Annotated in this window: 21 protein-coding genes and 1 pseudogene; 10 read left to right on the top strand and 12 right to left on the bottom strand. The window is 65.3% G+C overall.

The window, feature by feature from the left end:
- The first annotated feature begins 40 nt into the window (after positions 1–40).
- Positions 41–1,228, top strand: a complete 1,188-nt coding sequence (locus tag F3J15_RS01795; RefSeq protein ID WP_166886988.1) for a M20 aminoacylase family protein — start codon at positions 41–43, stop codon at positions 1,226–1,228.
- Positions 1,229–1,304: 76 nt separating this feature from the next.
- On the top strand, positions 1,305–2,189 hold the full coding sequence (locus F3J15_RS01790; RefSeq protein WP_240158607.1) for a GNAT family N-acetyltransferase: 885 nt from the start codon (positions 1,305–1,307) through the stop codon (positions 2,187–2,189).
- Between the two features lie 296 nt (positions 2,190–2,485).
- Here the strand turns inward: F3J15_RS01790 and F3J15_RS01785 are convergent, their stop codons facing one another.
- The 5 genes from F3J15_RS01785 to F3J15_RS01765 form a co-directional block, all read right to left on the bottom strand.
- The gene (locus F3J15_RS01785) at positions 2,486–2,890 is read right to left on the bottom strand and encodes a cupin domain-containing protein (RefSeq protein ID WP_089487414.1); all 405 of its coding nucleotides are present in this window, start codon (positions 2,888–2,890) and stop codon (positions 2,486–2,488) included.
- 4 nt (positions 2,891–2,894) lie between these two features.
- Positions 2,895–3,374 (bottom strand): carboxymuconolactone decarboxylase family protein, encoded by a 480-nt coding sequence (locus F3J15_RS01780; RefSeq protein ID WP_069250092.1) that lies wholly within the window; start codon positions 3,372–3,374, stop codon positions 2,895–2,897.
- Between the two features lie 331 nt (positions 3,375–3,705).
- Positions 3,706–4,707 (bottom strand): bestrophin family ion channel, encoded by a 1,002-nt coding sequence (locus F3J15_RS01775; protein ID WP_166886982.1) that lies wholly within the window; start codon positions 4,705–4,707, stop codon positions 3,706–3,708.
- 120 nt (positions 4,708–4,827) lie between these two features.
- Complete coding sequence (locus tag F3J15_RS01770; protein WP_166886979.1) at positions 4,828–5,328, bottom strand: Ohr family peroxiredoxin; 501 nt, start codon at positions 5,326–5,328, stop codon at positions 4,828–4,830.
- Positions 5,329–5,628: 300 nt separating this feature from the next.
- Positions 5,629–7,170, bottom strand: a complete 1,542-nt coding sequence (locus F3J15_RS01765; RefSeq protein WP_166886976.1) for a PLP-dependent aminotransferase family protein — start codon at positions 7,168–7,170, stop codon at positions 5,629–5,631.
- 205 nt (positions 7,171–7,375) lie between these two features.
- On the opposite strand from F3J15_RS01765, the gene F3J15_RS01760 reads away from it, so the two are divergent.
- The 3 genes from F3J15_RS01760 to F3J15_RS01750 all read left to right on the top strand — a co-directional run bounded on the left by F3J15_RS01760 (position 7,376) and on the right by F3J15_RS01750 (position 10,529).
- Positions 7,376–8,119 (top strand): SDR family oxidoreductase, encoded by a 744-nt coding sequence (locus F3J15_RS01760; RefSeq protein ID WP_166886973.1) that lies wholly within the window; start codon positions 7,376–7,378, stop codon positions 8,117–8,119.
- An 80-nt stretch (positions 8,120–8,199) separates the two neighbouring features.
- Positions 8,200–9,237, top strand: a complete 1,038-nt coding sequence (locus F3J15_RS01755; RefSeq protein ID WP_166886971.1) for a LysR family transcriptional regulator — start codon at positions 8,200–8,202, stop codon at positions 9,235–9,237.
- 617 nt (positions 9,238–9,854) lie between these two features.
- Positions 9,855–10,529: a lytic polysaccharide monooxygenase gene (locus F3J15_RS01750; protein WP_089449550.1), complete on the top strand. Its 675-nt coding sequence runs from the start codon at positions 9,855–9,857 to the stop codon at positions 10,527–10,529.
- Positions 10,530–10,626: 97 nt separating this feature from the next.
- Here the strand turns inward: F3J15_RS01750 and F3J15_RS01745 are convergent, their stop codons facing one another.
- Complete coding sequence (locus tag F3J15_RS01745; RefSeq protein ID WP_166886968.1) at positions 10,627–12,030, bottom strand: GGDEF domain-containing protein; 1,404 nt, start codon at positions 12,028–12,030, stop codon at positions 10,627–10,629.
- Positions 12,031–12,545: 515 nt separating this feature from the next.
- Between F3J15_RS01745 and F3J15_RS01740 the strand changes: the two genes are divergently transcribed.
- Positions 12,546–13,724 carry a glycosyl hydrolase gene (locus tag F3J15_RS01740; RefSeq protein WP_240158609.1) on the top strand — a complete coding sequence of 393 codons (1,179 nt, stop codon included), beginning with the start codon at positions 12,546–12,548 and terminating at the stop codon, positions 13,722–13,724.
- Between the two features lie 161 nt (positions 13,725–13,885).
- Here F3J15_RS01740 and F3J15_RS01735 read toward each other — a convergent pair whose 3' ends face one another.
- The 3 genes from F3J15_RS01735 to F3J15_RS01725 form a co-directional block, all read right to left on the bottom strand.
- Positions 13,886–14,887, bottom strand: coding sequence for a fatty acid desaturase (locus tag F3J15_RS01735; RefSeq protein ID WP_089487406.1), 1,002 nt, complete (start codon positions 14,885–14,887; stop codon positions 13,886–13,888).
- Positions 14,888–14,943: 56 nt separating this feature from the next.
- Entirely contained in the window at positions 14,944–15,903 is a 960-nt protein-coding gene (locus tag F3J15_RS01730; RefSeq protein ID WP_345891458.1) for a GNAT family N-acetyltransferase, read from the bottom strand.
- Between the two features lie 266 nt (positions 15,904–16,169).
- Positions 16,170–16,406: a hypothetical protein gene (locus F3J15_RS01725; RefSeq protein ID WP_166886962.1), complete on the bottom strand. Its 237-nt coding sequence runs from the start codon at positions 16,404–16,406 to the stop codon at positions 16,170–16,172.
- Positions 16,407–16,675: 269 nt separating this feature from the next.
- Between F3J15_RS01725 and F3J15_RS01720 the strand changes: the two genes are divergently transcribed.
- The gene (locus tag F3J15_RS01720) at positions 16,676–17,557 is read left to right on the top strand and encodes an endo alpha-1,4 polygalactosaminidase (protein ID WP_166886959.1); all 882 of its coding nucleotides are present in this window, start codon (positions 16,676–16,678) and stop codon (positions 17,555–17,557) included.
- Between the two features lie 305 nt (positions 17,558–17,862).
- On the opposite strand, the gene F3J15_RS01715 is transcribed toward F3J15_RS01720, so the two are convergent.
- From F3J15_RS01715 to F3J15_RS01705, 3 genes and pseudogenes are all read right to left on the bottom strand, one after another.
- On the bottom strand, positions 17,863–19,635 hold the full coding sequence (locus F3J15_RS01715; protein WP_166886955.1) for a SulP family inorganic anion transporter: 1,773 nt from the start codon (positions 19,633–19,635) through the stop codon (positions 17,863–17,865).
- 185 nt (positions 19,636–19,820) lie between these two features.
- Complete coding sequence (locus F3J15_RS01710; RefSeq protein ID WP_166886952.1) at positions 19,821–20,036, bottom strand: hypothetical protein; 216 nt, start codon at positions 20,034–20,036, stop codon at positions 19,821–19,823.
- An 81-nt stretch (positions 20,037–20,117) separates the two neighbouring features.
- Positions 20,118–20,416: pseudogene (locus tag F3J15_RS01705) on the bottom strand (hypothetical protein); the annotation flags it as partial.
- A gap of 305 nt (positions 20,417–20,721) precedes the next feature.
- Here F3J15_RS01705 and F3J15_RS01700 point away from each other — a divergent pair.
- The 3 genes from F3J15_RS01700 (at position 20,722) to F3J15_RS01690 (ending at position 23,890) form a co-directional block, all read left to right on the top strand.
- Entirely contained in the window at positions 20,722–21,855 is a 1,134-nt protein-coding gene (locus F3J15_RS01700; RefSeq protein WP_345891459.1) for a TIGR03364 family FAD-dependent oxidoreductase, read from the top strand.
- Positions 21,856–22,214: 359 nt separating this feature from the next.
- Entirely contained in the window at positions 22,215–23,075 is an 861-nt protein-coding gene (locus F3J15_RS01695) for a transporter substrate-binding domain-containing protein (protein WP_069250334.1), read from the top strand.
- 92 nt (positions 23,076–23,167) lie between these two features.
- Positions 23,168–23,890: an ABC transporter permease subunit gene (locus tag F3J15_RS01690; RefSeq protein WP_166886949.1), complete on the top strand. Its 723-nt coding sequence runs from the start codon at positions 23,168–23,170 to the stop codon at positions 23,888–23,890.
- The last annotated feature ends 5 nt before the right edge of the window (positions 23,891–23,895 follow it).

Below are 23,895 nucleotides of genomic sequence, written 5' to 3'. Positions count from 1 at the left end.
GGCTGAACCCTTTTACTTTCCGCAGGTGCCGAAATTGGAATTGGATAACCCCGTCATCCCCGACCCGTTGCTGCATGCGCATCACGCGCACTGGGCGAAGCTGCGCCGCGACCTGCATGCGCATCCCGAGTTGCGATTCGAAGAACACCGGACGGCCGACGTCGTCGCGCGCGAGCTCGAAGCGCTCGGCTATGCGGTGTCGCGCGGGCTGGGCGGCACGGGCGTCGTCGCGAGCCTGCCCGGCGCGGATCCGCGCCGCGGCATCGTGCTGCGCGCCGACATGGACGCGTTGCCGATCCACGAAGCCAACGACTTCGCGCATGCATCGTGCACGCACGGGATCATGCACGCGTGCGGCCATGACGGCCATACCGTGATGTTGCTCGGCGCCGCACGCGTGCTGAAGGAACTGCCGCAGTTGCCCGGCACCGTCCATTTCGTGTTTCAGCCGGGCGAAGAGGGCGGCGCGGGCGCGCGCAGGATGATCGACGACGGGCTGTTCGAGCAATACCCGACGGAAGCGGTATTCGGCATGCACAACTGGCCCGGGTTGCCGGCCGGGCATTTCGGGTTGCGCACGGGCCCGATCATGGCCGCGGGCTCGCGCTTCAGGATCACGGTGACGGGCAAGGGTGCGCACGCGGCGCAGCCGCATCTGGGCATCGATCCGGTGCCGCTCGCGTGCTCGATGGTGCTGCAGTGCCAGACCATCGCCGCGCGGCACAAGGATCCGGTGGATCCCGCGGTCATCTCCGTCTGCATGTTCCATGCGGGCACGACGGACAACGTGATTCCGGACACCGCCGAGCTGCGCGGCACGATCCGCACGCTGTCATCGGCATTGCAGCAGAAGCTGCAGCGCGACGTGCGGCTCGCGTGCGAAGGGCTTGCGGGGGCCTATGGCGCGCAGGTCGACGTGGAATTTTTTCAGTACTACCCGGCGACGGTCAACACGCCGGCCGAGACGGCGCTGTGCGAAGCGGTGATTCGCGACACGTTCGGCGACGCGCGCGTCGACCGCGACGTGCCGCCGAACATGACGTCCGAGGACTTCGGCTTCATGCTCGAAGAACGGCCGGGCGCTTACGTGCTGATCGGCAATGCGCAGGACGGCGCGAGCGCACCGGCGCTGCACCACCCGAAATACGACTTCAACGACGAGATCATTCCGGCCGGCGTCCGCTATTGGGTCGCGTTGGCGCAGCATTACTTCACGCGATCGCCGTGACGCGCGAAGCCGGCATTGAAGTCGGGCCGTGGCGCACGACGACACTTTTGATTGCTTGATGAAACGGGAAAACGAGATGAACGATTCCGATACGATGCCGGCGCTTCGCTACCGGCGCTTCACCGCGGCGGACGTCCCCGCGGCCCATGCGCTTACCATCGCGCTTCGCTGGCCGTTCAGGGCGGAAGACTGGCAGTTTTCCGCGGACACGTCGACCGCGTTCGCGGCCGAGGAAAACGGCGTGGTGATCGGCACGGCGATGTGCTGGAAGTACGGTGCCGATCGCGGCGCAATCGGGCATGTCATCGTGTCCGACGCGCATCAGGGGCGAGGCATCGGCCGCAAGCTGATGGAGATGCTCATCGACGAGCTGGGGCCGCGCATCACGTTTCTGCATGCGACGCCGGCCGGCCGGCCGCTGTACGAGAAGCTCGGCTTCAACGTGTGTGGATCGCTGGGCCAATATCAGGGGAACGTGGTGCGGCCGGCCGACGTGGTTCTGCCCGAAGGCGTGCGGCTGCGGGCCGGATCGCCGGCCGACTGGCCGCGCCTCGTCGAGCTGGACGCGCGCGCGTCCGGCCTCCAGCGCGATGCGCTGATGGCCGCGCTGTTCCAGCGCGGTGAAAGCGTCGTGCTCGAACGCGACGGCGAGGTGGTCGGGTTTTCGGTGCTGCGGCGCTTCGGGCGCGGCGACGTGATCGGCCCGGTGGTCGCACCGCGCGCGAGCGACGATGCGTATGCGAAGGCGCTCGTCAGCCATTGGCTGACGCAACGGGAAGGCGAATTCGTCCGCATCGACGTGCCGGACGGGACCAGTTTGCCGGGCTGGCTGGCCGAACAGGGTTTGGCGCGGGTCGATACGTGTTCGAAGATGGTGCGCAACGCGCCGGCGTCGGCGCACGAAGGGCCGGCCGACCCGGCCTGCGGACAGTACGCGCTCGTCAGCCAGGCGATGCTGTAGCCCGCGGCGACGCCAGTGGGATGGTGCCGCATGATCGTCGTGGCGATACTGGGCGGCGGCGGGACCGCACGCATGCGCGCGGTCCGCAGTCATGGCGGGACGATGTCGCCTTCTGTCACCTTGTGCCGCCGTTTGGCAGAGGTTGTACGCCGTTCGAGCGGGACCGCCCGGTGCTTGCGTGCGCTCGATGGCCTCAGCGTGCAAGCCCGATCGCGCTTTGCCCGGCGGCGCCCCATGCTTGCCGTCAGGATGCCTGCGTGGCGGCCCGGCATTGCCGGGCCCAGGCGGCGATCGCTTTACTTCACCGGGGTAAGAACCGGCGCGCCCTTGTTCTTGAGCAGAACCACGATGAATTTCGCCGGCTTCGTGCTGCTGGCGTTTCGTCCGACCGTGTGCACGTCGTCCGGTCCTTCATGGTACGTGTCGCCGGCATGGAGCGTGACCGTTTTCCCGCCGTTCAGGCCCATCACGATGCTGCCGTCGAGCACGTAGACGAATGCGTGTGCATCGTGGCGATGCACGGGATCGACGGCGCCGGGCGGATAGTCCACGGCGATCATCTCCACTTCCTTGCCCGGATACTCGGGCAACGGCTCCGTGGTCAGTTGCGTCACCGTGGCGTGCGGGGCGGCGGCGGCCGGCTGAACGGGAGCCAGGAGCGACAGCGCGAGCGGTGCAAGCGCGAGCATGAGGCGTTTCATGTCGTTACTCCAGGTTGGCCTTGTCGAGCCCGAACATCTTGTCGAACGAGCCGGGCACGACGCGGAACGCGACGTTCAGCCGGTTCCAGCAGTTGATGGCGCCCACGAGGACGGTGAGATCCGACAGCTCCTTCTCGGAATAGTGGCCCCGCACGCGTTCGTAGAGCTCGTCGGGCACGCCGTGCGACGGGATCTGCGTCAGCGCTTCGGTCCATGCGAGCGCGGCGCGCTCGCGCGGCGAGAACAGCGTCGACTCGCGCCAGATCGCGACGTGATGCAGGCGCAGTTCGCGCTCGCCGTGGATCTTTGCCATCTTGGTGTGCATGTCGACGCAGAACGCGCAGCCGTTGAGCTGCGACGCGCGAATCTCGACGAGCTCGCGGATCGGCGTCTCGATCGTCGTCTTCTGAAACAGCCCGTCGAGTTCGACGAGCTTCTTGGTCAGTTCCGGCGATTGCTGGAAGTAGTTGATACGTTGGGTCATGATCCGTTCTCCTTAAATGTGGAATCGCTACTGCCGGCCGTGCATGTGGCGCCCCACGCACGGCCTGCCTGACCACCATCGTAATCGCGGGCCCCGCGGGCCAGAAGTGCCCGACAGGTGCGCATTCTGTTGCCGCTTCGGCACCAATCCATGCCGGGGGCGTCGGCACGTCGCCGATCTCGACCGGCCGGAACAACCGGACGACCCTGCACGCTGCCCGGCATGCCGGGCAGTCGAGCGTGAACGACCCCGCCTGCGCGCAGGCCATCGCGCCGTTCCACGAGACGCTCGGCGGCGCGATGGCGAGCGCAGCGGGAAGGCGCGCGGTTCGCTACAGCGCGATGATCGTGTCGCCGCACGGCGCACCCGCGTGTTCCCCGAGCATCGCCCTGAGATCGCGTTCGATCGTGCCGCACAGCGTTGAAATGGGCACGTCGTTCGCGCCGCCCTCGAACGGGTTCTCGGTGCTCTCGCCGACCTGGTCGAGCGAGGTGTACATCCACGACACCGCGACACTGCACGGCACCACCAGCCAGACCATGTAGCCGTGCATGAAACCGCTCACGCCGTCGTTCAGCCGGTTGAATTCGTTCAGCAGACCGAACGGCAAAGACAGGCAGAAGAATCGGACGAACAGCGAGCTGACGGTCGCGTACTGGCGCGGATACGGGAAATTCTTGAAACGCTCCGCGCGCGACTGAAGGTCGGTGAAATCCCCGATCGTCTTGTGCAGGTCCATGTAGAAGCTCGTTTCGAGGCGGCCGGCCGTGTGCAGCATCGTGAGCGTGCGGCGTTGCAGGCTCAGTACGAACATCGCGATCGACGCGGACGCGCACGCCTGTGCCGCTTCAGACGGCGGCAGGTATGCCGGGAGCAGCTCCCGGATGTCCTTTTCCCACTCCGGAACGCGATAGAACCGGCGGTATTCCGCGTTGTAGCGCTTGTTCGTGCTTTCCCAGACGCGCGGGCGGCGCAAGTCGTAGCGCAGCGCGGTGAGCCAGGCAAGGTGGCGATAGACCAGGGTTCGCGCGATCTCTTCGTCGCCGACGAAGTCCTGCACGACCTGGCCCCAGCGACGGCTCTTGCCCAGGATGCCGGTCCAGATGTCCAGCGCGTCCGCGGCGCGGTTGTACGTCTGGACATTCTTGAAGCCGACGATGAACGACGTCGCGGTGCCGAGGAGCGCCACGATCGTCAGCGGGATCGACAAGCACCTGACCGAAAAGAACGTGTACAGGACGACCGGGACGGTCCCGAAAACGAGGAGCTCGTAAACTTTCCAGCGCGTCCAGATCAGGAATTCCGCCAGCTTGTAGGATTTTCCGAGATGCATGTCTTTGGCCTCATCGAGGACTCAGCGTGTCGCGAGACGCGTAGCGGGGGCGGCCAGGCACGAGGCGACGGCGGCGAAGGCAGGGGGCGCACCGCGCGGCGGCGCACGACGCGCGTCGGGTCAGTCGACGACGGTCACGACATTCGCGGCGCCTTGCCTGGCCATCTTGGCGTACGGGCACAGGCGCTCCGCGGCGCGAACCCGCTCTTCGGCGATGCTTCGCTCGACGCCGCGCATCCGGACACGAACCTCGAAGATCAACGCATGACCGCCGTCCATCGGATCACGGCCGAACGAAACCCGGACCTCCACGTCGGTCTCGGCCGGCGCCGTGCCGGCGCGTTGCTCGAGCAGGTTCAGCGCGCCGTGAAAGCACGCGGCGTAGCCGGCGGCGAGCAGCTGTTCGGGATTGGTGCCGCCGCCCGGGCCACCGAGTTCGGCGGGCAAGCGCAGATCGAGGGCGAGGTTGCCGTCGTCGGATCGAACGACGCCCGACGCGCGGCCGTGTCCCGTCTCGCCGCCGGTCACGGTGACGCTCGTCGTATAGAGCGGCTGAAACGCCTCGCCCCGATACCGGTCGAGGAGGGAAAGCGCAGGGGCCTTGAGCTTCTTGTCGTCCATGATGCGTGCTCGAGTTCGGCGCCGCTTCGATTCCCGGTCAGTCGTGCGTCGAAGCGTGTTGCGAACGGGGGCGGCGCGGCCCCGGGCAGATATCGTCGCCAGGGACGCGTGGCGCGCACGATCGCACGAGCCATGCGGCGATCTTCCGGTGCGGCACGAGCCCTGGCGGGCTTACGGGAAAACGGCTCCATGCTAGAGGAGCACGAGCGGCGGCGGTATGGCCGTCCCGGGCGAATCAATGTTTCCCTTCGGGCACCAATCGGGATCGTGACGCGGCGCCCGGCCGTTGCGCGCTGCGCGTCAGCGGTCCAGGCAGGCGCGCAGCGTTCGCGCGTGACGTTGCGCTTCGTCCGCGTCGACGATGTTCGCGAACCCGATGACGAGGCCGCGCGGCGTTTGCCGCGTGTGGCTGTTCGTATACCAGATCGACAGCGGCAGGACCGCCAGGCCGGCTTCGCGCGCGCGGGCAGCGACGGCGACGTCGTCGACCGGCCCGTCGGGCCCGTCGGTGAACTGCACCGCGAACTGGATGCCGCCCGCCGGCAATTCGACGATCAGCCGCTCGCCGAACGCCTGCCGCAGCGCGTGCACGATCAGCATGCGGCGCTCGACGTACAGCGCGCGCATCCGCTTCAGGTGCCGCGCAAAATGACCCTGTTCGATGAAGTCGGCGAGGGCGGCCTGCAGGAGGGGCGGCGAACCGGCATTCATGCTGCATGCCACGCGCTCGACCCGCTCCACCGCGCGCTCGGGCACGACCGCGTAGGCGAGCCGCAGGCCGGGATACATCGCCTTGCTGAAGGTACTGCAATAGATCACGTGATCGCGTCGGTCAAGGCTCTTCAACGCCGGCAGCGGGCGGCCGAGATAACGAAACTCGCTGTCGTAGTCGTCCTCGATGATCCACCCCGACGTTTTGGCGGCCCAGTCCAGCAGCGCGATGCGGCGGGACAGCGACAGCGTATGCCCGAGCGGGCTCTGATGCGACGGCGTCACCAGTGCGAAGCGGGCTTGCGGGTCCAGTTGCATGCCGCGCGCGACGTCGATCCCTTCGTCGTCCACCGGCACGGGGACGAGTTGCACGCCGGTCTCGGACAGGAAGCCGCGGGCGAGCAGATAGCCGGGATCCTCGAACCACACGCGATCGTTCGCCCGGGCGAGGCTGCGCAGCATGAGTTCCAGCGTGGCGCGGTAGCCGCCGGTGACGAAGACCTGGTCCGGCACGCAGGTGACGCCGCGCGACAGCGTCAGATAGGTGGCGATGTGTTCGCGCAGCGGCCGGTAGCCGGCCGGATTCGGATAGCCGAGCAGCGCGCGTTCGCCGCTGCGCGCGCGCAGCGACACGAGCCGGTGCCAGACCTTGCGCGGAAACGCGTCGAGTGCTGGGAGCCCGGGTTGCAGCGGGCTCGGCTCGCCGCTCAGCGCGACGGCGATCGGCTGCGGGCGCCGCGGCGGCAGGATGTGGGCGGGCGGGATCGACGGGGCCGGCGGCGCCGACGCCCGAGGCGGGCCCGCCTGTTCGCCGGACCGATTCGTCGGTGCGCCGGTGCGCGGAGGCGACGTGCGGGTCAGCGAGATCGGCAGGGACGGCGAGACGAACGTGCCTGCCGCGCCGCGCATTTGCAGATAGCCCTCGTCGACCAGGATCGTGTAGGCCTGTTCGACGGTGCCGCGCGCCGTGTTCAGTTGCGTCGCCAGGCCGCGCAGCGCGGGTACGCGGTCGCCGGGGCGCAGGTGACCGGCGGCGATCGCGGCCCTGAACCGCTCGCAGATCTGCAGATAGAGCGGCAACTGGTGCTGCCGGTCGATTTCGATGGTCAGCGGAAGGGTGGGCGTGGACATCACGGCCTCTCTGGTAATGAGCGCAGGGACAGGATCGGATCCCGCTTGGACTAGTCCGATCGCCGATTCTTGGCACTGATGGATAGGACATGATTCTTCCACAATTGCGTCACGCGATGCGACGGTCGTGAGCGCCTTCTCCGGATCCGGCGCCCGTCACGCCCTGTCGCATTCCAGTCAAATCCATTCGTCAGGAGATTGTGCGATGAAGATCGTTGTCATCGGTGGTTCGGGCCTGATCGGCTCGCGTGTCGTCACGTTGCTCGCCGAAGCGGGTCATCAGGCGCTGGCCGCCTCGCCGCGCACCGGCGTCAATACCGTCACGGGAGAGGGGCTGACCGATGCATTGACGGACGCGGATGTCGTGGTGGACGTGACGAACGCGCCGTCGTGGGAGCCGCAGGCGGTACTGGACTTCTTCCGCACGTCGGCACGCAATCTCGGCAAGGCCGAAGTGGCCGCGGGCGTGCGCCATCACGTCGCGCTGTCGATCGTCGGCTGCGACCGGATGCCGGAGAACGGCTATTTCCTGGCCAAGGTCGCGCAGGAACAGGCGATCGAAGCGGCGGGCGTGCCGTACACGATCGTGCGCGCGACGCAATTCATGGAATTCATCGGCGGCATTGCGGACTTCAGCACGCAGGACGGCACGGTCCGCATCGGCGACGGCCTGTTTCAGCCGATCGCCGCGAAAGACGTGTCGGCGCTCGTCGCGCAGATCGCGCTCGCCGTGCCGCAGAACGGCACGGTCGAGATCGCGGGCCCGGATCGCGCGCCGTTCGCGGAGATCGTCGCGCGCTACCTGAAGTCGGTCGGCGATCCGCGCGCGGTGGTGACCGATCGCGAGGCCCGCTACTACGGCGGCCGCGTCGAGGAAACCTCGCTGGTGCCGCTCGGGAATGCGCGACTCGGCCGCATCGGCCTCGACCAGTGGCTGGCACGAGGCTGATTCGCGTTCGCACGTGTGACGGTTCGCGGGCACCCGCGGAGAGCGGGCAATCGGGATGATTGGCATGGGGGCAGCGGGAAATGAATCATTCGGAACCATCGGAGTACAGCGTGCGGCGCGACCTGGCCGGTCGTGCCGATGCCCTGTCGGCGAGCTTTGGTGCGAGCTATGCGGGCATCCTGGCATTCGTTGCCGTCGCGAGCGAGGGAAGCTTCACCAAGGCCGCCGAACGGCTCGGCGTCGGGCGGCCGGCCGTGAGCCGGAACGTCCAGAAGCTGGAGGCCCAGCTGAGCACGCGGCTGTTCCAGCGGACCACGCGCACGACCGAACTGACGTGCGAGGGCCGGCGATTCTTCGAGAACTGCCATCAGGGCGTGGCGCAGATCGTGGAAGCCATGAACGACATGCTCGAGTTGCGGCAAGGGCCGCCGCGCGGCCTCATTCGCATCAGCTCGGCCGTGGGATTCGGCAGGAAGGTCGTGGCGCCGTTGCTGGCAAAATTCGCGGACGCGTACCCGGACATCGTCATCGACCTGCTGCTCGACGACCGGCCGATCGACCTGGTGTCCGAACGGATCGACGTGTCGTTCCGCAACGGGCGCATCGAGGATTCCAGCATCATCGCCCGCCAGTTGATTCCGATGCAGATGGCGCTCTGCGCGGCGCCGTCGTACGTGGCGAGGCACGGGCTGCCGCAGAGCCTGGAAGACCTCGACCGGCACGCGTGCATCAATTTCAGGTTCGCGAGCGGACGCCTGTTCGAATGGGAGTTCAATGTCGACGGCCGCCCGCGGAAGTACCTGCCGACCTCGCGCCTCACGTTCAACGACTCGGACCTGGTATTGCGCGCGGTGCTGAACGGAGCGGGGATCGCGCAGATGGCCGGCTACCAGATTCGCGACCATCTCGCGTCGAACGAACTCGTCGTCGCGCTGGCGAAGCATGTGCCGGACGATCGCGGCCACTACATCTGCTATTTGAGCCGGCAACACCTGCCGACGCGCATCCGCATCTTCGTCGATTTCATGACCGAGCAGATTCGCGCGCTCGACCTGAACTGCATGACGCAGTTCAACCGGGATCTCACGGTTGCTTCGTCGACGGGATTGGCTGCTTGACGAATTCGTGAACGAAGACGTCGGCGGCCAGCGGCGAATCGGTCGGCATCACGCTCGGGTGATCGGATGACAATCCAGAAGCATTCGGAATGCGAACGGAATGATGACCCCTGGCGAGCGAAATGCCGTGCCTGAAGTCAAGGCTAGCCGTGTGATTCGCGCAGGTCCTGTGTAATCCGTCCACGCCTCGTCGCGATATTCGACAACGAGTGCCAAAAGGCAAATCGGCCTGCCGAACGATCGCTATCGGATTTTTAAATGAAATGGCGATTTGTTCAATATCAGGATTTAAATATGGATAAAAGAAGGTCGGAATGGAAAACGATTCAGGTGTTTGATTAAAATTAAAAAGCTATCCATGCGGGACGTTTATTTTTCCGATTTTTGTGGATAAGGTTCGGTTCGGTGAAAGTGATTTGTCAGAAAGCGTGGCGATGAATCATCGCTTGCCGTGGCTTCATCTGGCTGCCGCTTTTGCCGATCCGTGTGCGCGACGACGCGTCGACAGGCATCCCTGCCCGGGATCTTGCGGCAGGCGCGATGCGCGCATATCCGTTCCGATATCCATGGCATGAGGGCTCATGAACAAGATCATCCGCAGATATGCTGCTTCCGTGATGTCACGCTCGTTGACCGGCGTGGCATTGCTGGTCGCGGCGGCCGGTGCTCACGCGCACGGCCGTTTGACCGAACCGCCTTCGCGCATCGTGCTGTGCACGCAAGGGCAGAATCCGGACTGTCACGTCGACGCCTGGCACGCGAACGCGATGGAGAACGGCAAGTTCTTCCCCGCGACGCAAAGCGGCCTGTCCGATCCGTTCGCGCCGGCCGACGCGAAGAATGCCGCACCGCCGCCGGACGGCGAAATCGCCGGCGCCAGCACGAATGGCCCGCTGCCCGTGCTGAACGAGCAGTCGCCGAGCCGCTGGCAGAAGATCCCGCTGCGGCCGGGCGCGTTGCAGAATTTCAAATGGGAATTCAGCGCCGTGCACAAGACGCGTCGCTGGAACTACTTCATTACACGCGCCGACTGGAACCCGTCGGAAAAGCTGACGCGCGCGCAGTTCGAGCCCACGCCGTTCTGCACGATCCAGAATCCCGGCCAGCCTTACTGGGATCCGAACGCGAACCTGGTGCCGCAGCAGCCGACCATTCATCAATGCCGGTTGCCGATGCGTAGCGGTTACCACGTGATCCTCGCGGTCTGGGAAGTCGCGGATACGGCGATGGCGTTCTATCAGGTCGTCGACGCGACGTTCACCAATGGCGATTCGACACGCAGTCCGTTCTGATACGGCTGCGACATGGCGCGCCCGGCGATGGCCGGGGCGTCATGGAGTGAAGAACGCCTGACACGGACGCGGTTGACGGCATCGACACGCCGACCTGCTACCCGGCGACCACCCGGTTGCGACCTTGATGCTTCGCGCGGTACAGGCGTTCGTCCGCCTTGCGCAGGATCGCGTCGATCGTCTCGCCGTCCCGGCCGAATTCGGAGGCGCCGACGCTGACGGTGACCTTGACCGGTTCGCCGACGCCGGCCTCGAACGGCGCGTCCGCGATCGCCGCGCGGATGCGTTCGCCGATCGACCGGGCGGTGTCCAGGGCGGCTTGCGGCAGCAACACCATGAATTCCTCTCCACCCATCCGCGCCACGCCATCGTACGGACGGATCGCATCGGCGCATTTGTTGACGAAGCGTTGCAACACCTGATCGCCCGCCTGATGGCCGTAACTGTCGTTGATCGCCTTGAAGTGGTCGAGATCGAGCGCGAGCAACGAGAACGGCGCGCCATGGCGCTTTGCGCGGTTGATTTCCGCTTGGACGCTTTCGATGAATTGGCGCCGGTTGGTCGCGCCCGTGAGCGGGTCCGTGGCCGCCAGATGCTCGAGCTTTTCGTTGGTCCGTTGAAGTGCCTGCAGCGCGTGCTCCGTTCTCGCCATCGCTTCCCTCAACCGGGCAAACAGTTCTTCCTGGCTGTAGATCTTCGAAAACGAACGGGTCGTTTGAAAGGCCTGCACCACGCCGAAACTGAGCAGGAAAAAGCCGGCCGCGAAAATCGCATGCGCCAGCCACCACATGTGATTCCACGGCCGCCCGAGGATGAAGGCGAGCGAGGAGAGCGCGAACGCGGTGACCGAAATGCCGTAGATCGTCATCAGCGGCGAGCGGATGCGGCGCATGACCAGCGCGATGACGTTCACGGCCGAAAGCAGCAATGCGCCGCCCTCCATCGACAGGCGTACCCACGGGTGGCCGGCCACCGGCGAGTAGGCGATCACGGCGACCGCGACGTCGACGAGCCCGAACAGGGCGAGCCACGGTAACCAGATGCGGGGATTGGCGCGGGTTGTCGCGCTGTCGGCCTTGTGACTGTAGGTAAGCTGCCCGACGAGGATCAGGATCGACATGGTCAGGCGCGACGCCGGTCCGTACAGCAGGAACAGCCAGATATTGTGATGCGCCATGCCGGTGAACGCGCCGTGCAACGCGTAGATGACGGAAAAGCCGAGAAAGCCGAGCGTCAACCAGCGCAGCAACGGCTCGCCCGACAGGCGATAGCAGCGCCAGCAGACATACGTGACGAACGCGCCTTCGAGCGTGGCGGCCGCGATCGCCAGTTCGTGAAAGGCGTGATTCTCGAATCTCAGCGACGGATCCTGGAAGAAGTACAGGTAGGCGATCAGATAGCCAGGCGCCAGCGCGAAGCCGACCAGCAGGAGTCTCGCGTACACCCGGGTGACCAGTTGGGCGGTGCGGGTCGACGCTTGGGTGGCGACATTGACGGTCATGTTCGGCCTCCGGGTTCGGTGGATGAATCAAGGGTGGGAACGGCAACGTCACGTCATCACAGGTCGGTCGTCAAAACAATGAGGCAAAAGCATGTCATCTGAATTTCGCCGATTCAAACAATCGGCCAAATGGCTGCGAGATATCTGTTTGAATTATCGAATGGCGACAATTGCAAGATGGCAATGTGATCGCCTGAATATTTTCAGGTTTCGATATGAATGGAAATAATCGGTTCCAGGGTTGCTGCCTGATGATTATGTAGTATAACAAAACGACGCGGGGGCGCCGGATTGAAGCTTTACTACATTGGCCACCTTGCGGCAGACCCACCATCTCGGGCCGGCGTGACGATTTAACGATACCGCTTGCATCACGTTGTCGGGGACATCCGGTTCTGAACGAAAGTGGGGATGACATGCTTCATTAACATCGACCGAAGTCGTGGCGTTTTTCGTCGTTGATATAAAAAGCAGAATCAGTATAGAAATTTTTCATCGAATGGCAATTTGTAAGGTTGATTTCTTTTGAATTCGACCTGGGCGGAGCTTTGTCAATCGAAAAAGAGGAAACCATGAACCAAATCGGAATGGAGGGCATGAAAATGAGGAACAACAAAACCGGATTCATGAAGCGATCGACCGTGGGGGGCGCGCTGGCGCTTCTGCTGGCAGGGGCGTCTTTCGGCGCCGGCGCTGCCGCGGCGGCTGGGACGAGCACCGGCACGGCGCCGGCATTCGTCTATAGCCCGTACAAGGATGCGACGATTTCGATGAACTGGAACACGAACGTCATCTCGACGAACGTCACGGGGCAGATGAGCCCGGTGCTGTCGGTGCTGCCAACCGGTGTCCGTACGCTGACGCTCGCATTCGCGACCGGTGAATGCGGCAGCGAGAACTGGGCGGGCGTCGACGGCGGCGCGATGGCGGCCGCCAATGTGCCGCTTTTCACCGCGGCCAATGTGAATTACGTGATTTCCACCGGCGGCGCGGCCGGCATGTTCACGTGCGGGACGGATGCGGGCATGGCGGCCTTCATCGATCGCTATGCGTCGAACAACCTGATCGGGATCGATTTCGATATCGAGGGCGGGCAGACGCAACAGGTGATCAACGATCTCGTCCGGCGCGTGGCAGTCGCCCAGCAGAAATATCCCGGCCTGCGTTTCAGCTTCACGCTCGCGACACTGGCCCCTTCCCAGCAGGGCGCGACCACGGCCAGCTCGTGGGGCGCCAGCGCCCCCGACAGCTTCAACGTGTATGGCGACTGGGTCATGCAGGCGATTCAGGCGGTCGGCCTGAAGAACTACACCATCGACCTGATGACGATGGACTACGGGTCGGCCGGGGCGGGGAACTGCGTGGTCGCGAACGGTACCTGCCAGATGGGACAGTCGGCGCTCCAGGCGGCGATGAACCTGCACGATCACTGGGGCGTACCGTACAGCCAGATCGAGCTGACGCCGATGATCGGCGGCAACGATGTGGTCGGCGAAACCTTTACGCCGGCGGATGCGGACACCGTTGCGCAGTTCGTGAAACAGAATGGTCTCGCGGGTGTCCACTTCTGGTCGTTCGACCGTGACGTCGATTGTCCGCCCGGCGCCGCATCGTCGACGTGCAACTCCATCGGCGGCGTCGGTACGCTCGGTTATACGAACCGGTTTGCCAACGGCCTGGCGCCTGGCCGGTGAACGAAGCCGCGCCACGGAGGAGACCATGCGGGCCGTCTGCACCAGCATCATTGCGATGACGTTTCCCGTGGTCTCCAATTTCCGCGACCGGCAACCGGACGCCGCTGTCGTCGAGGGCTGGGCCGCCGGCGCGCGACGGATGCGCTCGCCGGAGCGGCGGGTCAGCGTCCGCCCTGGGACGACGCGCCACGCTTGTCGAAGAAGTGCCCCATCAGTTCGAGCAGCGGCCGGCGTCGCTTGGTCACGGCGAATGCCCACTCGTGGGTCTGGCGCGGCGCCTCGGCCGTCGAGACTGCATCGAGCAGCCGTTGTGCGCGAGGCAGGTCGTACCACGGCAACCATGGGTACGCATGATGAGCGACGTGAAGGTTGAAATTCAGGATCACCCAGCGTGACCAGAGGGGAACGTTGGCGCAGCTGTGCGACACCACGTCCTGCTCCCAGAGCGGCGGGCGTGCCGCGTCGTCGGCCAGCAGCGGGATCTCGGCGTGATGCGGAAGGTTGAGCAGTTCGACGGCCATCAGCAACACGATCCACAGGATCGTCGAGAACGCGATGAGGCTGCCGAGCACGCCCGCACGATACGCCAGCGCGCCGACCGCCGCATAACCGGCCAGGTAGATCGCGCTGAATGCGATCTCGGTATTTGATTTCGCGCGATGCGCAGGCGTGTCGCGTTGCAGGAACGGTGCGATCCAGTGGCTGAGGAAATGATTGAACGCCATCATCGGGATCCAGTGCCGCCAGATGAATTCGAGCGTACGCGCGCCGCGTTCCGTCATCACGGAAAACTTCTGGATCATCTTGCGATTCTCCGGATCCCGTGTCGGGTGCGCGGTCCACGCGTGATGGCCCAGATGCGTTCTGCGTCGCGGCAGGTACGGCAACCCGATGATCCATCCGCAGAGATGGCCGATGGCCTCGTTGCAGGCGCGCGTACGCGATGCGGCGTTGTGCAGTGCCTCGTGCATGATCAGATAGAGGTGAATCAGCGCGAGCGTGGCGAGGACGAGCGCGGCGATGCGTCCGGGCCCGCCGGCGAGCCAAAGCACCCACGCAGCGGCAAGCAATGCGACATCGGCGAACCAGAGCGCGAGCGTCAGGTGTCCCGTGGGTCCGTTCGGCAATGTCGCCTTGACCGAGCGCCATTCGTCTTGGGTCATGTGCTACCTCGATTGAGTGGATTGATGGGGGGCGCAGCGCGCGGCCGGCGCGGATGTCAGGTGGACAGGATGCGTTGGCCGATCTCGCGGTAGGCTGCATCGAGCACGTCGATGTGTGCGTCGAGTCCGTTCTTGCTCGCGAAGCCGTTGTCTCGCCGGGCGAGCAGCAGGCAGTCGTAGCGCGCGCCGCGGCTCCAGTGCCACGCCGGCAAATAGGCCGTGATCCGGAATCCGGCTTCGAGCATCGCCTTGACCAGGGTCAGCTTGTCGGCGAGCACGATCGCGCCGACATAGGTCGTCGTGCCGCGCCGTTTCAGGAAACGCAGCAGGTCGCCCGTGACGTCGCGCTCGGTCATGAACGGGCCGCCTGCATGCTGGCAGAGATAGATCGCATCGGCCCGCTCGTCGACACGAAACGTGAAGTCGTCGGAACACTCGTCCCCATGCCCCCAGAAACAGGTATCGGGATACGGTGCCGGCGTACCGGCGACACCGAGCGGTTCGAGGATCGCGCTGCGCAGGATCTCGGACTCGCGGAAGATCGGGGAGAGCGGCAGGCAATGCCTGAAGCGCGGCGAGCGGAATTTCTCGAGCGCGATGACGTGATGTTCACGCACGCCATGCGCGCTGTCGGGTGACCCGTCGTGTCCGACCACGACGCCATCGAGATGACGCAGCAACGCACGCAGCGCGATATCGGTGCGGGCAATCGCGAATGCCAGGTCGTGATCCGCGGCCGGCATCGTGTCGATCGCGAATTGCATCAGCGCCGACAGGACGCCCAGGTGACGATGGTGCGGGGAAATCATCGCGCGGCCGTATTCCCACGAGCGATTCTGCGCGTTGTAGCTGACGCTCATGCAACCGATCGTGGCTTGCGTCTCCTCTTCGGCGACAAACCACAGTTCCGATTTGTTCGAGACGGCGTGCCTCACATAGCTCGCATCGAGACAGGGGTGTGACGAGTCGCCGTATTCCCGTTCGAACAGCGCGCAGATTCCCGATGTGTCCGACACCGTTCCGCGGCGTATCCGGAGTTGCCGGTGGCGGGCGCCGTTGGGCTCGACGCTGTTCCCGCCCGCGGTGCTGCCGTAAATTGAATTCATCGCCTTGCTTGCCCTGGTGATGGTGGGTGGTTGCGCGAATCGAGAGGCGACCCGCGCATCGTCGGCGACGACTTTAATTATCCTTACGTTTGATTGTCAATCAAATTAAATCCATTTATTCATTGTTTATTTCATTTGAATGATGAGGATGATGGTTGTCGAAAATGAGCGTGAAGTCATGAAGTGAATGGCTGATATTCTCTTGTGTGGCGGGTCTCGGGGAGGGTGTCTCGTGTCGCCTGAAAATGGATTGAAGAGATGATGGTGGCATCCACGAATTGCCTTAAGGAATTGAATAATTCATTGGAGTGGTTGAAATGCTGTAAATAAAGATGTCGTGACATCGGTTCAATTTCTGGTTCTGAAAAACCAAGTTGTTTTATTTTTGTTTTTGATGCGTTAACGGTGTTCAACGTAAAAACTCCGATTTTTTCCAGCTGCGGTCGCCGCGCGTCGGCGGTTCTCGGCCATCACGAGGTTGACGGCTTGCCGGTGCCCACCACGCCCACAAAATTCGACAAATCGGAACAGATCGGCGCGGCGAACACGCCTACCATCCGCACGTACCTCGCGCATTCCCGTACCACCGCAGCACCGGCAGATCCTTGGCCCGCATCCCGCTGCACGCGTCTTCCTCGCCCCTTCGCATCCTGACAAGCCGCCAACAGGCAAAGGATTCGTCATGTCCGCAAGATCGTTCGCTTCATTCGTGCTGATGCTGCTGCTCGCGGCGTGCGGAGGCGACTCCGATTCGTCCGTGCCGGGCAGTGCCGTTGCAGCGGCCTCGGCGCGCGCGTCGCAGGCCACCGCGTGGAAACCGCTCGTGCCCGGCACGAGCTGGCAATGGCAGATTGACGGCAACCGGATCAACGAGAGCGTGCTGGACGGCGTGAACAACCCGCGCAAGATGTTCGACGTCGACATGGAGCTGACCGATGCCGGCACGATCCAGCGCCTGAAGGCGAAGGGCATCTATGTCGTCTGCTACATGGAGGTGGGCGGGCGGGAGGACACCCGTGGCGACGCCGGCAAGTTTCCGGACAGCGTGCTCGGCAACCCCGTCGAAGGATACGAGGATCACGAACGCTGGCTGGACATTCGCCAGACCACGATCCTGATGCCGCTGATGCTGGCGCGGCTCGACCAGGCGAAGAAAAAGGGTTGCGACGGCATCGAGCCGGACCTCGACGACAGCTATCGCCAGGAAACCGGCTTTCCGCTGACGTGTGACGACCAGCTGCGGTACAACACGGCGCTGATCGCCGCCGCGCACGATCGCGGGATGTCGATGGGCCTCAAGAACGGCTCGGGTATCGCTGCCGTCATGGCGAAAGTGGCCGACTGGGCGCTCAACGAGCAATGCAACAGGTTCCACGAGTGCGGCGACTACGCCGGCTTCGTCGCGCTGAACAAGGCCGTGTTCAATGTCGAATACACGCGTCCGGACGGCATGACGCTCGCGGATTTCTGCCCGGCGGACAACCAGGCCAATTTCGACGGCATTCTGAAACTGTCGAGCGACACGCTCGCGGCGCTGCCGCGCGCGGCGTGCCGGTTCGAGTGAGCGGCGTGCCGCGATGATCCGGCGTCTCGCGTCCAGGCGCCTGCCGGTTTCCGCACGATTTCGAACCGTTGACCTCCGTCAACGCCCGCTTCCGGCGAACGCCGACACAGCCGGACCCATGACGCCGAGCGCGAGGCCGCGCTGGACGGGTTGCGTGTCGGGATGACGTGGGTCGAGATGAGGAAGTCGAACACGTTTGCAGTCTGAAGCGGCGGCAGCGGTGATCGCGAGCGTGTCGCACGGGCGCCGGCATTTCGTTCGTCATCCGATGCAATGCACGCCGCATCGCGCATGCAGCGATGTGCCTAGTCGTTCGCCTGATCTCCGTCGGCAGGCGGCGCAGCGGGACGCGAGACCGGTTCGTCGTCGCACGCCTGTTCGCGTTGCCCCCCGACATGATGCGCGACCGCATCGGTCACGGTCGGAAAGAAGCAGGCGGGACCGAATACGTCGAACAGCCCGTAGGCGCGCAGGCGGTCCTTTACCGGGCCTTTCATCTCCGCGAAGCCCAGCGCGATCTTCTGCTCCCGGAGTTCCTCGCACAGCGCCACGAGCCGGTCCGCGGCACTGACGTCAATATCGGTGATGGGCTCGGACGCGACGACGATGCGCGTGACCGGGGACGCCGACGCCGACGCCGCAATGGCAGCATGCAGATGCTCGCAGAAGATCTCGACGTTCGCGTAGAAGAGCGGCGCATCCCAGCGGAACAGCACGAGCCCCGGCGTCTGTATCGCGTCGGGATGCCGTGCGATGTCGTGATAGCCGCGCACGCCGGCCAGCCGGCCCAGCACCGCATCGTACGGATGCCACGCGCGCCACACGAACGACAGCAGCGACAGCGCGCTGGCAAGCAGGATGCCGGGCACGACGCCCATGCCGATCACGCCGGCAAAGCAGAGCACCGAAATCAGGCATTCGCCGCGGCGCATCCGGTACAGCCGGACGACGCTGCGGACGTCCGCGATGCCGAACGCCGCGTAGATCACGATGGCGGCCAGCGCCGGGCGCGGGACCAGGGTCAGCAGCGCCGGTGCGGCAACGAGCAGAATCGCGATGCACGCCGCCGCGACGAGATTCGTGACCTGGCTTTGCGCGCCCGCGGCAATCGCGACGGGCGTACGGGACGCGCTGCTGCTGACGGCGCAGCCCTGCATCACGCCGGCCAGCAGATTGGCGCCGCCCAGTGCGACCAGTTCCTGGTTGCGGTCCGGCGTATCGCGTGCGCGCGTGGAAAGGGCGCGCGACAGCATGCTGATGTCGGCGAACGACACCAGCGCGACGGCGATTGCGCCGGACGCGAGCGTGGCCAGGTCGGAGAAGGAGACGGCCGGGAGGTGCGCAACGGGCGCGCCGGCCGGCAACAGGCCGACCGTCGCGACGCCGTGCAGCGGCGACACCTGCGCGATCACGGTCGCCGCCAGCACGGCGATCAGTATGCCGGGCGCCCGCGGCATCGCGCGTTTCATCAGGAAAATGGTCGCGAGCACCCCGATGCCCAGCAGGGCCGAAGCGATGGAGAACCGGCGTTCGACGAGGGCATGCGCGATGCGCGGCACGCTGCCGAACACGTCGCCGCCCGATACCGGCATGCCCAGCAGTTCCGGCAACCGGCCGATCGCGAGCGCAACGGCGATGCCGTTCAGGTAACCGTACTGGATCGGACGCGACAGCAGGTCGGTGACGAAGCCGAGGCGGAGCGTGCCGAGCAGGATGCAGATCGTGCCGGCCGACAGCGCCAGCGCGCCGGCCAGCGCGACGGCGCGCTGCGGATCGTGGCCGACGAGCGGCGCGATCGCGCCGGCAATCAGCGCGGCCAGCGCCGAATCGGGGCCGAGCACGAGGATCCGGCTCGGGCCCAGCAGCGCATACGCGAGCAACGCGGCGATCGATGCATGGAGCCCGGTGATGGCCGGCAAGCCGGCCGCCTGCGCGTAGCTCATGCCGACCGGCACCAGCACGGCGGACAGTGTGAGGCCCGCATAGAGGTCGCGCGGGAGCCATGAACGCCGGTAGTTCATGAGCAGCGCAACACCCGGCAGCAGGTGGGCGACGCGCTCGGACAGGGGCCGGTTCATCGCGGCGTCATCCCCGAGACGACCGGGCGAAAGGCGTGGCAGGCGCCGGCCCGCGCACGGTCATCGGGAGGCGGGCAACCCGGGCGCACGGATGAAGCGGTAGCGGGAGAACGGCCATTGCATCGGATGACGGGGCCGCCGCCGTCGCACCGGATGCCGGCGGGGCGGCACGGCCACGTACTGCGTCAAGCGGCCTTGAGCGCGGACAGTTGCAGCGCCTGCACGAAACGGGCCAGCGTCGCGAACGATCCTGTCACGCTTTCGTCGCGTTCGCGCCCGATCTGTCCGTCGAGGATCACGAGCATGCCGGCATCGCGCGCGAGGGCGGCGAGCGCCTGCGTGTCGAGGGCGGCTGCGTCGGACGCATGGTCAGGGGCGGTGCGGGTGTTGGCGTGTGACATGACGTCTCTCCTCGTGCCTGCGATCGAGTGGTCGTGCAACCGTTCTCGGTGATTTCATTATCGTCGTCGGCACGGGGCGATTCAATCGGCCTTGCCTGAAGCTGCGGTTGGAATCGTGCAGATGCCGTCGGCGGATTCCTGCACGGCGCGCCGCTTCGAGCCCGCATCGCAGCGCGCCGGCGCGCGTTCCCGACGCAGCGCATACCCGCTTCCGATGGCCTGCCAGATCTGCGCGGCGGATTCGCAATAGGTGAACAGCTCGAGGTCGCGGCGGTCGATCATTCCTTCGTCCGCGAGAAACGCCAGGTGTCGACCGCGCGGCGCCAGTCTGCTTCGCCGACGAGGATGACCGGAAGCGGCGCGATCTTGCGCGTCTGCAGCTAGCGCGACGATTTGACGTGATGACAGCGCATATCCATGCGGCGAGCCGACGGGGCGACGCGAACTTCCGCCATGTGACTCAGTGGCAAAATTTGCCAATTCATGCTGTTTTGTGGCTTTTCATTCGGATGTCATCTCGCGTCGCGACAGTGCGGAATCGTGCGCCAGTCCCGGGAACGAACGACGCGAGCCGGCCGGTTCGCCTCGCACGCGGGAATACATCCATGGGACGCGGCAAGCAGCAACCGATACGCGCGCCCCGACAGGGCGGCGCGCGTCATCTCGACAGAAGGAACGTGCAATCGTGAACGCCATCACAGCGGCAGACTCTTATGACGTGGTCATCGTCGGCGCCGGTATCGTCGGCCTCGCCCATGCCTATACGGCAGTGCTCAAGGGGCTGCGCGTCTGCGTGATCGAACGCGATGCCGCATGCGTGGGCGCGTCGATCCGCAATTTCGGCTTCGTCACCGTCACCGGGCAGCACGCCGAACACAGCTGGCGGCGTGCGCGGGCGAGCCGCGACGTCTGGGCGGACGTCGCGCCGCAAGCCGGCATCGACGTGCTGCACAAGGGCCTCCACCTGATTGCGCGTCGCCCCGAGGCGATGCATCTGATCGATGCCTTCATGCAGACCGGCATGGCCGACGGCTGCCGGGTCATGACACCCGGTGAAGCGGCGGCCGTGGCGCCGGCGTTGCGGCTCGACGGCGCGCAAGGCGTGCTGCACAGCCCGCATGAACTGCGCATCGAGCCGCGTACCGCGATCGGGTTGCTGGCGTCCTGGCTGGCGGAACGCTTCGGCGTGACGTTTCGTTACGGCGAGATGGTGCACGAGGTGCGCACGCCGACCGTGCGCACGTCGCGCGGCGTGTTGCACGCGGAGCGCGTGATCGTCTGCGGCAATGCGGACAGCCGTCACTTGTACGGCGACTGGTTCGCGCGGCATGCGGTGCGGCTGTGCCAGTTGCAGATGCTGCGCGTGCGGCCGCGCCGCCCGCTGGCGCTGCGCGCCGCGGTGATGAGCGACCTGAGCCTGCTGCGTTACGCGGGTTTCGCGGCGCTGCCCGCCGCCGACGCATTGCGCACGCGCCTGAAGGCGGAGGAACCCGTGTGCCAAGGTTACGGCATCCACCTGATCGCGGTGCAGAGCGCCGACGGTAGCCTCGTGGTGGGCGATTCGCACGAATACGGCGCCGCACCGCTGCCGTTCGCGACGCAGGAGATCGATGCGCAGATCCTGCGCCTGCTGCACGAGACGCTCGATGTGCCGGAACTGGACATCGTCGAACGCTGGACCGGCAGCTATCCGTCGGCAGCCGATGCCGATTGCGTGATCGAGGCGCCGGATGACGGCACGCGCGTCGTCGTCGTGACGAGCGGCGCCGGGATGAGCACGGGCTTCGGGATCGCGCAGGACGTGTTTGCCGCGTGGTGAAGGCGGGGTATGCGCGTCGCGCAGTCGCCGGGTTCGCGGGATGCGCGCGACCGATGCGCCTGCCGGCATGACTGCAGGATTCGGTCGGCACTTTTAGCGTGTTTAGCGAAACAGTCGAATCAGGAATTTGTCTAGTCATCCTGATCGAAAGATCAGATGAAATGCACCATGTTCGTGCCGCAGATCACCACCGCGAGGCACGTCAGAGCCCCGGAATTAGGGGATTTCCCGCGTTTGCCCGGTTTTTTTTGATCAACGCTTGTCGCTCGTTTTTTCTTCTTGCATGCTTGTATAGACAAATTCCTGAGGCCGCTTGCATGACCGAAGGGATGACGATCTTCAACGCAAGGAGAAAACTCGTGAACGGCAAGCGCATCAAGTGGGCAGTCAGGACGATCGGCATCATCGCAGCGGCAGCGGCCACGCTTTCCGCGCCGGTGCAGGCGAAGGAATGGAAGACGGTGACGGTGGCGCTCGAAGGCGGCTACGCGCCGTGGAACCTCACGCTGCCGGGCGGCAAGCTCGGCGGCTTCGAGCCCGAACTGCTCGCCAACGTGTGCGAGCGTATCAAGGTGCAGTGCAACATGGTCGCGCAGGACTGGGACGGAATGATTCCGGGGCTTCAGGCCGGCAAGTTCGATGTCCTGATGGATGCGATCTCGATTACGCCGGAGCGGGAGAAGATCCTGCTGTTCTCGCGTCCGTATGCCGCGACGCCCGCGACGTTCGCCGTCACCGATACGAAGATCCTGCCGAAGGCGGCGCCGGGCGCGCCGATCGTCAAGCTGTCGGGCGACGCGAATGCCGACAAATCGACTGTCGACGCGCTGCGCAAGCAGCTGAAGGGCAAGACGATCGGCATCCAGTCGGGCACCGTCTACACGAAGTTCATCAACGACAGCTTCAAGGACATCGCGTCGATCCGCGTGTACAAGACCTCGCCCGAGCGCGATCTCGACCTCGTCGCCGGCCGCATCGACGCCTCGTTCGACGACGTCACGTACTACGCGGCGAACAACGCGAAGAAGGATAACGCATCGATCGTGCTCGCGGGCCCGAAGCTCGGCGGGCCGATCTGGGGGCCGGGCGAAGGGCTCGCGTTCCGCAAGCAGGATGCCGACCTGAAGACGAAGTTCGATACGGCGATCGGCGCCGCGCTCGCGGACGGCACCGTGAAGAAGCTCGCCGACAAGTGGTTCAAGACCGACGTCACCCCGTAAGCGCAGGTCCGGCCGCCGCCGCGCAAGCGGCATGAGCGACGCGCGGCGGCGCGCATCCTGCCGATCCTATCAACGCTTGCCGGGAGGCACGCATGGCGATCCTTGAAATGCTGGGCTTCGGAACCGAAGGCTGGGGCGGCGTGCTGCTGCTCGCCGCGCTGATGACGGTTGCGCTGACGCTTGCCGCGCTCGCGGTCGGTGCCGTGATCGGCGCGGGCGTCGCGGCCGCGAAGCTGTCGCGCTTTCGCAGCGCCCGCCTGCTCGGCGACCTGTATACGACGGTGTTTCGCGGCGTGCCCGAACTGCTCGTCATCTACCTGTTCTATTTCGGCGGCTCGACGCTCGTCACGGCCGTGGGCCAGTGGTTCGGTGCGGAAGGCTTCATCGGCGTGCCGCCGTTCGTGATCGGCGCGCTCGCGGTGGGGATGATTTCCGGCGCGTACCAGGCCGAGGTGTATCGCGCGGCCGTGCTCGCGGTGTCGAAGGGCGAGCTCGAAGCGGCGCGCTCGATCGGCATGCCGCGCAGCATGGTGCTGCGCCGCATCCTGATTCCGCAGGTCCTGCGCTTCGCGTTGCCCGGCATCGGCAACGTGTGGCAGCTGAGCCTGAAGGATTCGGCGCTGATCTCGGTCACCGGGCTCGCCGAGCTGCTGCGCACGAGCCAGATCGCGGCGAATTCGACCCACCAGTATTTCGTGTTCTTCGTCGCGGGCGGCGCGCTCTACCTGGTCATGACGGGGCTGTCGAACCGCGTGTTCAACCGGGCGGAAGCGATCGTCGGCCGGTCGTTCCGCCGCAACTTCGCACGCAACTGACGGAG

Origin of the sequence: Burkholderia sp. Ap-955 (assembly GCF_011753045.1) — a bacterium.
In the GTDB taxonomy this organism is placed as follows: Bacteria; Pseudomonadota; Gammaproteobacteria; order Burkholderiales; family Burkholderiaceae; genus Burkholderia; species Burkholderia lata_D.
This window is presented reverse-complemented; position numbering and strand designations above follow the sequence as displayed.